The sequence below is a fragment of the Streptomyces sp. NPDC046712 genome (genome assembly GCF_040645695.1).
In the GTDB taxonomy this organism is placed as follows: Bacteria; Actinomycetota; Actinomycetes; order Streptomycetales; family Streptomycetaceae; genus Streptomyces.
The window spans coordinates 106,007-120,744 of the sequence record NZ_JBEYYW010000025.1 but is presented as its reverse complement, the minus strand read 5'-3'; the positions used below and the strand labels follow the sequence as shown (position 1 = coordinate 120,744).

At 66.2% G+C, this 14,738-nt stretch carries 10 protein-coding genes and 1 tRNA gene; 1 reads left to right on the top strand and 10 read right to left on the bottom strand.

Annotated elements, in window-relative coordinates; genetic code table 11:
- Window positions 1–49 precede the first annotated feature (49 nt).
- The 10 genes from ABZ939_RS28270 to ABZ939_RS28225 form a co-directional block, all read right to left on the bottom strand.
- Window positions 50–3,949 carry a DNA-directed RNA polymerase subunit beta' gene (locus ABZ939_RS28270; RefSeq protein WP_361860978.1) on the bottom strand — a complete coding sequence of 1,300 codons (3,900 nt, stop codon included), beginning with the start codon at window positions 3,947–3,949 and terminating at the stop codon, window positions 50–52.
- A 107-nt stretch (window positions 3,950–4,056) separates the two neighbouring features.
- A complete protein-coding gene (rpoB, locus tag ABZ939_RS28265; RefSeq protein WP_361860975.1) occupies window positions 4,057–7,539 on the bottom strand; it encodes a DNA-directed RNA polymerase subunit beta in 3,483 nt (1,160 codons plus the stop codon).
- Between the two features lie 543 nt (window positions 7,540–8,082).
- Window positions 8,083–8,466 carry a 50S ribosomal protein L7/L12 gene (gene rplL, locus ABZ939_RS28260; protein WP_356599695.1) on the bottom strand — a complete coding sequence of 128 codons (384 nt, stop codon included), beginning with the start codon at window positions 8,464–8,466 and terminating at the stop codon, window positions 8,083–8,085.
- Between the two features lie 110 nt (window positions 8,467–8,576).
- Entirely contained in the window at window positions 8,577–9,107 is a 531-nt protein-coding gene (gene rplJ / locus ABZ939_RS28255) for a 50S ribosomal protein L10 (protein WP_361860972.1), read from the bottom strand.
- Window positions 9,108–9,381: 274 nt separating this feature from the next.
- The gene (locus ABZ939_RS28250; protein WP_361860969.1) at window positions 9,382–10,302 is read right to left on the bottom strand and encodes a hypothetical protein; all 921 of its coding nucleotides are present in this window, start codon (window positions 10,300–10,302) and stop codon (window positions 9,382–9,384) included.
- A 145-nt stretch (window positions 10,303–10,447) separates the two neighbouring features.
- Window positions 10,448–11,176: a 50S ribosomal protein L1 gene (rplA, locus tag ABZ939_RS28245; protein ID WP_361860966.1), complete on the bottom strand. Its 729-nt coding sequence runs from the start codon at window positions 11,174–11,176 to the stop codon at window positions 10,448–10,450.
- Between the two features lie 78 nt (window positions 11,177–11,254).
- Entirely contained in the window at window positions 11,255–11,689 is a 435-nt protein-coding gene (gene rplK, locus ABZ939_RS28240) for a 50S ribosomal protein L11 (protein WP_030318720.1), read from the bottom strand.
- A gap of 158 nt (window positions 11,690–11,847) precedes the next feature.
- Window positions 11,848–12,735: a transcription termination/antitermination protein NusG gene (gene nusG, locus ABZ939_RS28235; protein WP_361860963.1), complete on the bottom strand. Its 888-nt coding sequence runs from the start codon at window positions 12,733–12,735 to the stop codon at window positions 11,848–11,850.
- 43 nt (window positions 12,736–12,778) lie between these two features.
- The gene (gene secE / locus ABZ939_RS28230; protein ID WP_361860960.1) at window positions 12,779–13,066 is read right to left on the bottom strand and encodes a preprotein translocase subunit SecE; all 288 of its coding nucleotides are present in this window, start codon (window positions 13,064–13,066) and stop codon (window positions 12,779–12,781) included.
- A gap of 103 nt (window positions 13,067–13,169) precedes the next feature.
- Window positions 13,170–13,242 (bottom strand) — tRNA-Trp (locus ABZ939_RS28225).
- A 203-nt stretch (window positions 13,243–13,445) separates the two neighbouring features.
- On the opposite strand from ABZ939_RS28225, the gene ABZ939_RS28220 reads away from it, so the two are divergent.
- Window positions 13,446–14,672: a pyridoxal phosphate-dependent aminotransferase gene (locus ABZ939_RS28220; RefSeq protein ID WP_361860957.1), complete on the top strand. Its 1,227-nt coding sequence runs from the start codon at window positions 13,446–13,448 to the stop codon at window positions 14,670–14,672.
- The last annotated feature ends 66 nt before the right edge of the window (window positions 14,673–14,738 follow it).

Here is a 14,738-nt window from a genome sequence, read left to right as displayed (position 1 = left end):
GAAGGGCGGCACCCCGGCTTCGGGGTGCCGCCCTTCGGTTTCGATCTACTTACTGGTTGTACGGACCGTAGTCGTAGTCCTCCAGCGGAACGGCCTGGCCGGAGCCGGTGCCGAACGGCGAGTAGTCGATGTCGTCGTAGCCGACGGCCGAGTACATCGCGGCCTTGGCCTCCTCGGTCGGCTCGACCCGGATGTTGCGGTAGCGGGACAGACCCGTACCGGCCGGGATGAGCTTACCGATGATGACGTTCTCCTTGAGGCCGATGAGGCTGTCGGACTTGGCGTTGATCGCCGCATCCGTCAGGACTCGGGTCGTCTCCTGGAAGGAGGCGGCCGACAGCCAGGACTCCGTCGCCAGCGAGGCCTTGGTGATACCCATCAGCTGCGGACGGCCGGAGGCGGGGTGACCGCCCTCGGTGACCACACGACGGTTCTCGGTCTCGAACTTCGAGCGCTCGACGAGCTCGCCCGGCAGCAGCTCCGCGTCGCCGGACTCGATGATCGTCACACGGCGCAGCATCTGCCGGATGATGATCTCGATGTGCTTGTCGTGGATCGACACACCCTGCGAGTTGTAGACCTTCTGGACCTCGCCGACCAGGTGGACCTGGACCGCGCGCTGACCGAGGATCCGCAGCACGTCGTGCGGGTTGGTGGCACCCACGGTGAGCTTCTGGCCCACCTCGACGTGGTCGCCCTCGCCCACCAGCAGACGGGCACGCTTCGAGATCGGGAACGCCGTCTCGTCGCTGCCGTCGTCCGGGGTGACGACGATCTTCTTGGTCTTCTCGGTCTCCTCGATACGGACGCGGCCGGCCGCCTCCGAGATCGGGGCGACACCCTTGGGCTGACGGGCCTCGAAGAGCTCGACAACACGGGGCAGACCCTGGGTGATGTCGTCACCGGCCACACCACCGGTGTGGAAGGTACGCATCGTCAGCTGGGTACCGGGCTCACCGATGGACTGGGCGGCGATGATGCCGACCGCCTCACCGATGTCGACCAGCTTGCCGGTGGCCAGCGAGCGGCCGTAGCAGTAGGCACAGGTGCCGACCGCGGACTCACAGGTCAGGACCGAACGGGTCTTGACCTCCTCGACACCCGCGTTGACCAGGGCATCGATCAGGACGTCACCCAGGTCGACGTTGGCCGGCGCGATGACCTTGCCGTCCACGACGACGTCCTCGGCGAGCATCCGCGCGTACACGGAGGTCTCGACGTCGTCCGTCTTCCGCAGGATGCCGTCGGCACCCTTCTCCGCGATCTTCAGCTTCAGACCGCGCTCGGTGCCACAGTCCTCCTCGCGGATGATCACGTCCTGCGAGACGTCCACCAGACGACGGGTCAGGTAACCCGAGTCGGCGGTACGCAGGGCGGTGTCGGCCAGACCCTTACGGGCACCGTGCGTCGAGATGAAGTACTCGAGGACGGAGAGACCCTCACGGAAGGACGCCTTGATGGGACGGGGAATCGTCTCGTTCTTGGCGTTCGACACCAGACCACGCATACCGGCGATCTGCCGCATCTGCATCATGTTTCCTCGGGCACCCGAGTCAACCATCATGAAGATGGGGTTCGTCTTGGGGAAGTTCTCATTCATGGCCTCGGCAACCTCGTTGGTCGCCTTGGTCCAGATGTTGATGAGCTCCTGAGTGCGCTCTTCCTTGGTGATGAGACCGCGCTCGTACTGCTTCTGGACCTTCTCGTCCTGCTCTTCCCAGCCCTTGACGATCGCCTTCTTGGCCTCGGGGACGACAACGTCCGAGATGGCCACGGTGACGCCGGAGCGGGTCGCCCAGTAGAAGCCCGCCGCCTTCAGGTTGTCGAGCGTCGCCGCCACGATGACCTTGGGGTAGCGCTCGGCGAGGTCGTTGACGATCTCGGAGAGCTGCTTCTTGCCGACCGAGTAGTCGACGAACGGGTAGTCCTCGGGCAGCAGCTCGTTGAAGAGCGCGCGGCCCAGCGACGTACGCAGGCGGAACGAGTCACCCTGCTGCCACTCCGGCTCACCCTCCTCGGCGACCGGGGGAACCCAGCCGCGCGGCGGAACGGTGCCGATCGGGAAGCGGATGTCGATCTGCGACTGCAGCGCGAGCTCGCCGGCGTCGAACGCCATGATCGCCTCGGCCGTGGAGCCGAACGCGCGGCCCTCGCCCTTGGTGTCACGGAGCTCACCGTCGGTGGTCAGGAAGAACAGACCGAGGACCATGTCCTGGGTCGGCATCGTGACCGGACGGCCGTCGGCCGGCTTGAGGATGTTGTTCGAGGAGAGCATCAGGATGCGCGCCTCGGCCTGCGCCTCCGCGGAGAGCGGCAGGTGGACGGCCATCTGGTCACCGTCGAAGTCCGCGTTGAACGCGGTGCAGACGAGCGGGTGGATCTGGATGGCCTTGCCCTCGACCAGCTGGGGCTCGAAGGCCTGGATGCCGAGGCGGTGCAGCGTGGGCGCACGGTTCAGCAGAACCGGGTGCTCGGCGATGACCTCTTCGAGGACGTCGTACACGACCGTGCGGCCGCGCTCGACCATCCGCTTGGCGCTCTTGATGTTCTGCGCGTGGTTCAGGTCGACCAGGCGCTTCATCACGAACGGCTTGAAGAGCTCCAGCGCCATGGCCTTGGGCAGACCACACTGGTGCAGCTTCAGCTGCGGACCGACGACGATGACGGAACGCGCGGAGTAGTCCACACGCTTACCGAGCAGGTTCTGACGGAATCGACCCTGCTTACCCTTCAGCATGTCGCTGAGGGACTTCAGCGGACGGTTGCCGGGGCCCGTGACCGGGCGACCACGACGGCCGTTGTCGAAGAGGGCGTCGACCGCCTCCTGGAGCATCCGCTTCTCGTTGTTCACGATGATCTCGGGGGCACCGAGGTCGAGCAGACGCTTCAGACGGTTGTTGCGGTTGATCACACGGCGGTACAGGTCGTTCAGGTCGGAGGTCGCGAAGCGGCCACCGTCCAGCTGCACCATCGGACGCAGGTCCGGCGGGATCACCGGCACGCAGTCGAGAACCATGCCCTTGGGGCTGTTCGCGGTCTGCAGGAACGCGGAGACGACCTTGAGGCGCTTGAGCGCGCGGGTCTTCTTCTGGCCCTTGCCGGTACGGATGATCTCGCGGAGGCGCTCGGCCTCCTCCTCCAGGTCGAAGGACTCCAGGCGCTTCTGCAGCGCCGCGGCACCCATCGAACCGTCGAAGTACGTGCCGAAGCGGTCACGCAGCTCGCGGTAGAGGAGCTCGTCGCCCTCCAGGTCCTGGACCTTGAGGTTCTTGAAGCGGTTCCAGACCTCGTCGAGACGGTCGATCTCGCGCTGCGCACGGTCACGCAGCTGCTTCATCTCACGCTCGGCGCCCTCGCGCACCTTGCGGCGCACGTCGGCCTTGGCACCCTCGGCCTCGAGCTCGGCCAGGTCGGTCTCGAGCTTCTTGGCGCGGGCCTCGAGGTCGGCGTCGCGACGGTTCTCGATCTGCTGACGCTCGACGGAGACGTGGGCCTCCAGCGACGGCAGGTCGCGCGTCCGGCGCTCCTCGTCCACGAACGTGATCATGTACGCGGCGAAGTAGATGACCTTCTCGAGGTCCTTCGGCGCCAGATCCAGCAGGTAGCCGAGGCGCGACGGAACGCCCTTGAAGTACCAGATGTGGGTGACGGGAGCGGCCAGCTCGATGTGGCCCATCCGCTCACGGCGCACCTTGGCGCGGGTGACCTCGACGCCACACCGCTCACAGATGATGCCCTTGAAGCGGACACGCTTGTACTTGCCGCAGTAGCACTCCCAGTCCCGGGTCGGACCGAAGATCTTCTCGCAGAAGAGTCCGTCCTTTTCGGGCTTCAGGGTGCGGTAGTTGATGGTCTCGGGCTTCTTGACCTCGCCGTGGCTCCACTGACGGATGTCGTCAGCGGTGGCCAGACCGATCCGGAGCTCATCGAAGAAGTTGACGTCGAGCACTATGCGTCAATCCCTCTCAGGGTTGTAAGTCTTGGGGTCTGAAACGGGGGTCCTGGGGCCGGCCGGGGACTCAGCGGAATTCACCGAGTCCCCGTACCGGACTCCCGTCAGACCTCTTCGACGCTGCTCGGCTCGCGCCGGGACAGGTCGATACCGAGCTCCTCCGCTGCGCGGAAGACGTCCTCGTCGGTGTCGCGCATCTCGATGGACATGCCGTCCGAGGACAGCACCTCCACGTTGAGGCACAGGGACTGCATCTCCTTGATGAGCACCTTGAAGGACTCGGGGATGCCGGGCTCAGGGATGTTCTCGCCCTTGACGATGGCCTCGTAGACCTTCACGCGGCCGGTCACGTCGTCGGACTTGATCGTCAGCAGCTCCTGGAGGGCGTACGCGGCGCCGTAAGCCTCCAGCGCCCACACCTCCATCTCACCGAAGCGCTGGCCACCGAACTGGGCCTTACCACCCAGCGGCTGCTGGGTGATCATCGAGTACGGACCGGTCGACCGGGCGTGCAGCTTGTCGTCGACCAGGTGGTGGAGCTTGAGGATGTACATGTACCCGACCGAGATCGGGTCCGGGAACGGCTCGCCGGAGCGGCCGTCGAACAGACGCGCCTTGCCGGACGGAAGCACCATGCGCTCGCCGTCGCGGTTCGGGATCGTGTGCTGCAGCAGACCCGCGAGCTCGTCCTCACGCGCACCGTCGAAGACGGGGGTGGCGACGTTGGTGCCCGGGGCGACCTGGTCGGCACCGATGGCCTGCAGGCGCTGCGCCCACTCGTCCGCGAGGCCGGAGACGTCCCAGCCGCGGCTGGCGAGCCAGCCGAGGTGGATCTCCAGGACCTGTCCCGGGTTCATTCGGGACGGGACACCCAGGGGGTTGAGGATGATGTCGACCGGGGTGCCGTCCTCGAGGAAGGGCATGTCCTCGATCGGAAGGATCTTGGAGATGACACCCTTGTTGCCGTGACGGCCGGCGAGCTTGTCACCATCGGTGATCTTGCGCTTCTGGGCGACGTAGACGCGGACCAGCTGGTTCACGCCCGGGGGAAGCTCGTCGCCCTCCTCGCGGTCGAAGACGCGGACGCCGATGACCTTGCCGGTCTCGCCGTGCGGCACCTTCAGCGAGGTGTCACGGACCTCACGGGCCTTCTCACCGAAGATCGCACGGAGCAGGCGCTCCTCCGGGGTCAGCTCGGTCTCACCCTTGGGCGTGACCTTGCCGACGAGGATGTCGCCGGCGACGACCTCGGCACCGATACGGATGATGCCGCGCTCGTCGAGGTCGGCGAGGACCTCCTCGGAGACGTTCGGGATGTCCCGGGTGATCTCCTCCGGGCCGAGCTTGGTGTCACGGGCGTCGACCTCGTGCTCCTCGATGTGGATCGAGGAGAGGACGTCGTCCTGCACGAGGCGCTGCGACAGGATGATCGCGTCCTCGTAGTTGTGACCCTCCCACGGCATGAACGCCACGAGCAGGTTCTTGCCGAGCGCCATCTCACCGTTCTCGGTGGCCGGACCGTCGGCGAGGACCTGGCCCTCGATGACCCGGTCGCCCTCGGAGACGACGACCTTCTGGTTGACCGAGGTGCCCTGGTTCGAGCGGGAGAACTTGGCGATGCGGTACGTGGTGTACGTGCCGTCGTCGTTGGCGACGGTGATGTAGTCGGCCGAAACCTCCTGGATCACACCGTCCTTCTCGGCCTTGATGACGTCGCCGGCGTCGGTGGCACAGCGGTACTCCATGCCGGTACCGACGAGCGGGGCCTCGGACTTAATCAGCGGCACCGCCTGACGCATCATGTTCGCGCCCATGAGGGCACGGTTGGCGTCGTCGTGCTCGAGGAAGGGGATCATGGCCGTCGCGACCGACACCATCTGGCGCGGCGAGACGTCCATGTAGTCGACCTCGGTCGGCGGGACGTAGTCGACCTCACCGCCACGGCGGCGGACCAGAACGCGCGGCTCGGTGAAGCGGAGCTCGTCGTTCAGGGTCGCGTTCGCCTGGGCGATGACGAAGCGGTCCTCCTCGTCGGCCGTGATGTAGTCGACCTCGTCGGTGACCTGGCCGTCGACGACCTTGCGGTACGGCGTCTCGATGAAGCCGAACGCGTTGACGCGGCCGTACGAGGCGAGCGAACCGATCAGACCGATGTTCGGGCCTTCAGGGGTCTCGATCGGGCACATACGTCCGTAGTGGGACGGGTGCACGTCTCGGACCTCGAAGCCGGCCCGCTCACGGGACAGACCACCGGGACCCAGCGCCGAGAGACGACGCTTGTGCGTCAGACCCGACAGCGGGTTGTTCTGGTCCATGAACTGCGACAGCTGGCTGGTGCCGAAGAACTCCTTGATGGAGGCGACGACCGGCCGGATGTTGATCAGGGTCTGAGGCGTGATCGCCTCGACGTCCTGGGTGGTCATGCGCTCGCGCACGACGCGCTCCATACGAGCCAGACCCGTGCGGACCTGGTTCTGGATGAGCTCGCCGACGTTGCGCAGACGACGGTTGCCGAAGTGGTCGATGTCGTCGGTCTCGACGACGATCTCCCGGCCCGACTCGCCGATCGTCTCGGTCTCGCCCGCGTGGAGCTTCACGAGGTACTTGATCGTGGCGATGATGTCGTCGGTGGTCAGGACACCGGCGTCCAGCGGCTCGTCCGCGCCGAGCTTCTTGTTCACCTTGTAGCGGCCGACCTTCGCGAGGTCGTAGCGCTTCGGGTTGAAGTAGAGGTTCTCGAGCAGCGTCTGAGCGGCCTCGCGGGTCGGCGGCTCGCCCGGACGGAGCTTGCGGTAGATGTCGAGCAGCGCGTCGTCCTGGCCCTGGGTGTGGTCCTTCTCCAGGGTGGCGCGCATGGACTCGTACTCGCCGAACTCCTGCAGGATCTGCTCGGTGGTCCAGCCGAGCGCCTTCAGGAGGACGGTGACGGACTGCTTGCGCTTGCGGTCGATGCGGACACCGACCATGTCGCGCTTGTCGATCTCCATCTCCAGCCAGGCACCCCGGGACGGGATGATCTTGGCGGAGAAGATGTCCTTGTCGGACGTCTTGTCGATCGAGGAGTCGAAGTAGACGCCCGGCGAACGGACCAGCTGCGAGACCACGACACGCTCGGTGCCGTTGATGACGAAGGTGCCCTTGTTCGTCATGAGCGGGAAGTCGCCCATGAAGACCGTCTGGGACTTGATCTCGCCGGTCTCGTTGTTGGTGAACTCGGCCGTGACGAAGAGCGGGGCGCCGTACGTGAAGTCACGGTCCTTGCACTCGTCGATCGAGTTCTTCGGGGGCTCGAAGCGGTGGTCGCGGAAGGTCAGCGACATCGACCCGGAGAAGTCCTCGATCGGAGAGATCTCCTCGAAGATCTCCTCCAGACCCGACTTCCTGGGGACGTCCTGTCCCGACTCGAGAGCTGCCTCGACGCGAGCCTTCCAGGCGGCATTGCCGAGCAGCCAGTCAAAGCTCTCGGTCTGCAGCGCGAGGAGGTTCGGAACCTCGAGGGGCTCCTTGATCTTTGCAAAGGAGATGCGCAGCGGGGCGGTGCTGGCGCCGTTGTTCGTATTGGTCGAGGCGTTGCGCGAGGCGGCCAAGAGGGGGTCCTTCCGAGGGCTCGGACTCACTACGCGCGTACCGGTCCCCAGCGACGCAGAGGGACAGACAATTCCCGATATGGCCAAAAGTCCAGGTCAGGTCAGGTCTGCCGACAATGCTCTCGCGAGGGTATGCCCCTGGTGACGGGCAGGGGGCAGCTAACAGGCAGCGCAAAGGGTCAGTGTAGCCACTTGGCCCACTGATGTCCAGGGCGAGTAATTCGCAACCCTCGTTGTTCTCAACTCCGCGGTACCTCGCGCCGTGCGGCGCACCTCGATACTGCCCGTTCCGCCGTCGATCCATGCCTCGGATACGGATCGTTGTGACGACGCGTCCTGAGAATTGCGCGCTGCGTGCGGTTCGTCAAGGCCCCCCGGTCAGCGGGGCGCACGGCGAAGATCACCATACTCCGCCACCGACGGCTCGTACGACCCTCGCCACGCCCGTACGCGGGTACGCCGAAGGGCGACCACCCAGATGGGTGATCGCCCTTCACGAGGCGCCTGAGAGGCGCCTGAGCGAGTCAGGAGACTCGCGAGGTGTTACTTGACCTCGACGGAGGCGCCGGCAGCCTTGAGGGACTCGGCAGCCTTCTCCGCGGCCTCCTTGGCGACCTTCTCGAGGACCGGCTTCGGGGTGCCGTCGACGAGGTCCTTGGCCTCCTTCAGGCCGAGGGAGGTCAGCTCACGCACGACCTTGATGACCTGGATCTTCTTCTCGCCGGCGCCGGTGAGGATGACGTCGAACTCGTCCTGCTCCTCAGCGGCCTCGGGGGCAGCGCCACCCTGGGCGGGGCCGGCAACGGCGACGGCCGCGGCGGCGGTGACGTCGAACTTCTCCTCGAAGGCCTTCACGAACTCGGAGAGCTCGATGAGGGTCATCTCCTCGAACTGGGCGAGGAGGTCGTCCTGAGAGAGCTTCGCCATGATGGGCGATCCTTCCACTAATTCGGCAGGTGCCGGATGTATATAGAGGCGGGCGTAACGGCCCGCTACGACCCACGCACTAGGCGGCGCGGATCAGTGCGCGAGCCGAATTACTCGGCACCGCCCTGCTCGGCGAGCTTGACGCGAAGCGCCTCCGCGGTGCGGACGAACTTCGACGGCAGCGCCTGGAAGAGCGAGGCAGCCTGAGACTGCTTGCCCTTGAACGCGCCGGCCAGCTTGCTGAGCAGAACCTCGCGGGACTCGAGGTCCGCAAGCTTCTTGAACTCGTCGGCGGACAGCGCCTTGCCATCAAGGACACCGCCCTTGATGACGAGGTTCGGGTTGTCCTTGGCGAAGTCACGCAGAGCCTTCGCCGACTCCACCGGGTCACCGGTGACGAAGGCGGCCGCGGTCGAACCAGCGAGCTGGTCGTCGAGCGACGCGATCCCGGCCTGGTTGGCCGCAATCTTGGTCAGCGTGTTCTTCACCACGGCGTACTGGGCGTTCTCACCGAGCGAACGACGCAGCGTCTTGAGCTGCGCCACGGTGAGCCCCGTGTACGAGGTCAGCACGACGGCGTTCGAGCTGCGGAACTTGTCCTCAAGCTCGGCTACCGCGGCAGCCTTGTCGGGCCTTGCCATAGAGCGTCGGCCTCCTTCCGGGTGATGAGGACCGCTCAGAAGGGGCTGAACAATAGAAAACGCCCCGGCGCAGGCGCACGGGGCACAGCTCGACCGAATCGAAAGATCCGGGAACTCTTCCACGATCACCTGCGCGGGCCGTTCGCATCTCAGCGAACCTTCGGCCACTGCGCCCCTTGCGAGAGCACAGCAACGACCAGCGGTCTTTGGCTTCTGTGGAAGAGTACGCGACGTCGGCGGCGGGGAGCAAATCCGCCCGTACGGCTCAGTCGGCTCAGCTCGCGCCCATGCCCTTCAGCATCTCCGCGAGGTCGTAGGTGTCCTTGGCCGGCGGGGCCTTGACGGCGGCCTTCGGGCCGTAGTCGGTGTAGTCGCCCTTCATGTTCACCGTCCCCATCGCCGTCGTCATGGCGACGACCATGCGGACCGGGTAGCCGGCCTCGTCGACCCAGACGTCGGTGTCGTAGCCCTTCATGCCGATCTTCTCGACGTTGGCGACGAGCTTCTCGCGCTCCTGCTTCGAGAGCATCGCGGACTTCGCCTTGTTGGCGTCCAGCATCTGCTCGAAGGTGAGCGTGCCCTTGTAGTGCTGGGCCTGGACCCCGTTGATCTTCTCGGGGCCCACGTGCTTGAGGTTCGGGGACTCGAGCAGCAGGGCGAGCTGCTGGGCCGGGTCCTGGTTCATGCTCTCCAGGCCGCCGGTCATCTCCTGCTGGGCGCCCTGGCCCTTGAGATCCACCTTCATCCAGCGCTTGCCGTCGAGCTCGGCGGCCTTCTCGGCGCCCATGTCCATGTACATGACGTCGCCAAGAACGATCATGCGCATCTGCTCGGGGGCGTCCGGGTCACCGGCCGCCAGCATGGAGCCCTTCATGGTGATGTCCATGGCGCCGGGGTCCCAGCCCTGGACGCCGGTCATCTCCATGGTGCCGCCGCCCTCCATGGCGGCCGGCATCGAGATGGTCATCCGGATCTTCGCGGACTTGGCGTCCGAGGTCTTCCGGTAGGCGGCCTGGATGACCTTCGTGACGGCCTCGTGGCTCTGGAGCTGCGGCGTCACGGGCGCCTCCGCGGCCTTCCCGGGGCCCTCAGCGGCCTTCTTGGCCCCGTCGCCGTCCTGACAGCCCGCGACACCGGCCACGACGGTCACGGCCGTCAGCGAGACGGCCGCACGCTTCCACGCGGACATGCCCATGAGTCCCCACCCCTTGATCTTCAGTTCGTCGGTCGACTGAACGGTAACTCAGAGGGCCGACAGGCCCGAACGAATAAGAAACCGGCCCCCCGCACCTCCGAAGAAGGTGCGAGGGGCCGGTGACCACTCAGTGAGCCGGATGGGCTCAGACCGCGGCCGGGTCCTCCTCGACGAGGAGGTTGCGGGTGCGGTTGGAGTCCAGCGGGATGCCGGGGCCCATCGTCGTCGTCAGGGTCGCCTTCTTGATGTAGCGGCCCTTGGCGGCGGACGGCTTCAGACGGAGGATCTCCTCCAGAGCCGCGGCGTAGTTCTCGACCAGCTTCGTCTCGTCGAAGGAGACCTTGCCGATGATGAAGTGCAGGTTCGAGTGCTTGTCGACGCGGAACTCGATCTTGCCGCCCTTGATGTCGTTGACAGCCTTCGCGACATCGGGGGTGACGGTGCCGGTCTTCGGGTTCGGCATGAGACCACGCGGGCCGAGGACGCGGCCGAGGCGGCCGACCTTGCCCATGAGGTCCGGGGTGGCGACGACGGCGTCGAACTCGTTCAGGCGGTTGCCCTTGGAGATCTCGTCGATGAGCTCGTCGGAGCCGACGATGTCGGCGCCCGCGGCGATCGCGGCCTCGGCACGGTCACCGGTCGCGAAGACCAGGACCCGGGCGGTCTTACCGGTGCCGTGCGGGAGGTTCACGGTGCCACGGACCATCTGGTCGGCCTTGCGCGGGTCGACGCCCAGGCGGAAGGCGACCTCGACGGTGCCGTCGAACTTGGTGGTGGCGGTGTCCTTGGCGAGACGGACGGCCTCGAGGGGGGCGTAGTTCCGCTCCCGGTCGATCTTGGCGTCCGCGCCGCGGAGAGCCTTGCTGCGCTTCACTTCTGCTCCTGTTGGTTCAGGTATGGAGTCGTGGTGCGGGCCGCGCCGGCCCTACCACTGAGGTCACGAGGGGGCTGATCAGCCCTCGACCGTGATGCCCATGGAACGGGCGGTGCCGGCGATGATCTTCGACGCGGCGTCAAGGTCGTTGGCGTTCAGGTCGGGGAGCTTGACCGTGGCGATCTCGCGGACCTGGGCGGCCGTCAGCTTGGCAACCTTGGTCTTGTGCGGCTCGCCGGAGCCCTTGTCCACACCCGCGGCCTTGAGGATCAGCTTGGCGGCCGGCGGAGTCTTGGTGATGAAGGTGAAGGAACGGTCCTCGTAGACCGTGATCTCCACCGGCACGACCATGCCACGCTGCGACTCGGTCGCGGCGTTGTAGGCCTTGCAGAACTCCATGATGTTGACGCCGTGCTGGCCCAGCGCGGGACCGACCGGCGGGGCCGGGTTGGCCGCACCAGCGTTGATCTGGAGCTTGATAAGCCCCGTGACCTTCTTCTTCTTGGGAGGCATTGCTCTCTCCGGGTCCTAGTGAGAGTGTTCAGCCCGCCATCCGGTCATCCGGATGGAGGCATACCGCACAACGATAACGGGTATACACGCGCGGCCAAAAACCGAGCAGGTCAGAGCGGCTGCGGGAGCCACTCTGACCTGGTCGGAAACCTATGGGGTTAGTTCTTCTGGATCTGGTCGAAGCTGAGCTCGACCGGGGTCTCGCGACCGAAGATCTCGACGAGGCCCTTGACCTTCTTCGAGTCGGCGTTGATCTCGTTGATCGTGGCCTGGAGGGTCGCGAAGGGTCCGTCGGTGACGGTGACCGAGTCGCCGACCTCGAAGTCGAGCACCTGGACCTCGACCTTGCGGGCCGGAGCCGGCTTGCCCTCGGCCTCGGCGGCCTCGCGGGCGGCCTTCTCCTCGGCCTCGGGGGCGAGCATCTTGACGATCTCGTCCAGGGTCAGCGGGTACGGGTCGTAGGCGTTGCCCACGAAGCCGGTGACGCCGGGGGTGTTGCGGACGACGCCCCAGGACTCGTTCGTCAGATCCATGCGGACGAGAACGTAACCGGGCAGCTTGTTCTGCCGGACGTTCTTGCGCTCGCCGTTCTTGATCTGGACGATCTCTTCCTCGGGCACCTCGGCCTGGTAGATGAACTCCTCGACGTTCAGCGAGACGGCACGCTGCTCGAGGTTGGCCTTCACGCGCTTCTCGTAGCCCGCGTAGGTGTGGATCACGTACCACTCGCCGGGCAGGCCGCGGAGCTCGTCACGGAGGGCCTGGATCGGGTCGACCGGAGCGGCGGGCTCCTCGTCGGCCTCCTCGGCCTCGTCCTCGACGCCGGCCTCGACCTCGGTGTCCTCGTCGGACTCGTCCTCGACGTCGGAGTCTTCCTCGGACTCGTCCTCGTCGGACTCCTCGGAGTCGTCCTCGATGTGCAGGGCGGCCTCTTCGGCCGCCTCGCCCGCAGCGGCGTCAGCAGCCTCAGCCTGGTCCTCGTCGGCCGCCTCGAGGATGTCGAGCTCGTCCTCGGAAACGGACTCGTTCAGGTTCGGGTCAGACACGGTGGCTGCTTCTTCCTGGATACAGATGGGGTGGAACAAGAAATCAGCCGAAGACGTACTTGACTGCTTCCTGGAAGCCATAGTCAATCACGGTGACAAGGCCGATCATGATGACAACGAAGACAATCACTACCGTGGTGTACGTCGTCAGCTGGCTACGAGTGGGCCAGACGACCTTGCGAAGCTCCGCGATGATCTGGCGGTAGAAGAGCGCGAGGCGGCCCAGGGGGCCCTTCTTGCCGCGCTTGCCGCCCTTGCGGGCCTTCTTCTTCGAGTCCGGAGCCTCGTCCTCGGCATCAGGCATGTCGATGGAGCCCACGGCGTCCGTCACGCTTCTCACCTGATCCCGGGTCATGGCAGTGCCGTGCCGGGTGGATCCGCACGGCGGTGCATAGAAGTACGTACATGCGCACACATCCTGGCGGTGTGTGTAGCAGGGCCGGAGGGACTTGAACCCCCAACCGCCGGTTTTGGAGACCGGTGCTCTACCAATTGAGCTACGACCCTTTGTGGCTTCCCCAACCTACCGCATCGTGAGATGTGGTCGGTGAGGGCCAACGAGCAGTGAGTGTACGTGTTCATGAGCCCGACGTCGAACAGAAAGCACGTGGGAGCCCCCGCGGACCCTCGTACGACCAGGAATGACCGTTCCTGTCCGCTCCCTGAAACCTGTGTGCCGGGCGGGAAGCGGGTCTGGGACCATGGGCCGCATGAGCGCTGCTACCCCTCCGACCGAGCGCCGGGTCTCCGCCCGCATCGGTGCGATCTCCGAGTCCGCGACCCTCGCCGTCGACGCCAAGGCCAAGGCCCTCAAGGCCGCCGGGCGCCCGGTGATCGGTTTCGGCGCGGGTGAGCCCGACTTCCCGACCCCGGACTACATCGTCGACGCCGCCGTCGAGGCGTGCAAGAACCCGAAGTACCACCGCTACACCCCGGCCGGCGGTCTGCCCGAGCTGAAGGCCGCGATCGCCGCCAAGACGCTCCGCGACTCCGGTTACGAGGTCGACGCCTCCCAGGTCCTGGTGACCAACGGCGGCAAGCAGGCGATCTACGAGGCGTTCGCCGCGATCCTCGACCCGGGCGACGAGGTCATCGTCCCGGCCCCGTACTGGACGACGTACCCCGAGTCGATCCGGCTCGCGGGCGGTGTCCCGGTCGAGGTCGTCGCCGACGAGACCACCGGCTACCGCGTCTCGGTGGAGCAGCTGGAGGCGGCGCGCACGGAGAAGACCAAGGTCGTCCTCTTCGTCTCCCCGTCGAACCCGACCGGCGCCGTCTACAGCGAGGCCGAGACCGAGGCGATCGGCCGCTGGGCCGTCGAGCACGGTCTGTGGGTGCTGACGGACGAGATCTACGAGCACCTCGTCTACGGCGACGCGTCCGCGGTCTCCCTGCCGTCGATCATGCCGGAGCTGCGCGACAAGTGCATCGTCGTCAACGGTGTCGCCAAGACGTACGCGATGACCGGCTGGCGCGTGGGCTGGATCATCGGCCCGAAGGACGTGGTGAAGGCCGCGACGAACCTGCAGTCGCACGCCACGTCGAACGTGAGCAACGTGGCGCAGGTGGCCGCGCTGGCCGCCGTGTCGGGCAACCTCGACGCGGTCGCGGAGATGGGGCGCGCCTTCGACCGCCGCCGCCAGACGATCGTGCGGATGCTCAACGAGATCGAGGGTGTCGTCTGCCCGACCCCTGAGGGCGCGTTCTACGTGTACCCGTCGGTGAAGGGGCTGCTCGGCAAGGAGATCCGCGGCAAGCGCCCGCAGAACTCGGTCGAGCTGGCCGCGCTGATCCTGGACGAGGCCGAGGTCGCGGTCGTTCCGGGCGAGGCGTTCGGCACGCCGGGCTACCTGCGGCTCTCGTACGCACTGGGCGACGAGGACCTGGTGGAGGGCGTGTCCCGGATCCAGAAGCTGCTCGCGGAGGCCCGCGCCTAGGCAGTCGCCGGATTCATCGACCGGGCCCCTGGTTCTCCGGAACCAGGGGCCCGTTTTTACGTTCTA

What these genes read in the sequence shown, in the direction of transcription:
- rplL (WP_356599695.1), bottom strand. Translation starts at nt 8,466, where the DNA reads ATGGCGAAGCTCTCTCAGGACGACCTCCTCGCCCAGTTCGAGGAGATG.
- rplJ (WP_361860972.1), bottom strand. Translation starts at nt 9,107, where the DNA reads ATGGCAAGGCCCGACAAGGCTGCCGCGGTAGCCGAGCTTGAGGACAAG.
- ABZ939_RS28250 (WP_361860969.1), bottom strand. Translation starts at nt 10,302, where the DNA reads ATGGGCATGTCCGCGTGGAAGCGTGCGGCCGTCTCGCTGACGGCCGTG.
- rplK (WP_030318720.1), bottom strand. Translation starts at nt 11,689, where the DNA reads ATGCCTCCCAAGAAGAAGAAGGTCACGGGGCTTATCAAGCTCCAGATC.
- ABZ939_RS28220 (WP_361860957.1), top strand. Translation starts at nt 13,446, where the DNA reads ATGAGCGCTGCTACCCCTCCGACCGAGCGCCGGGTCTCCGCCCGCATC.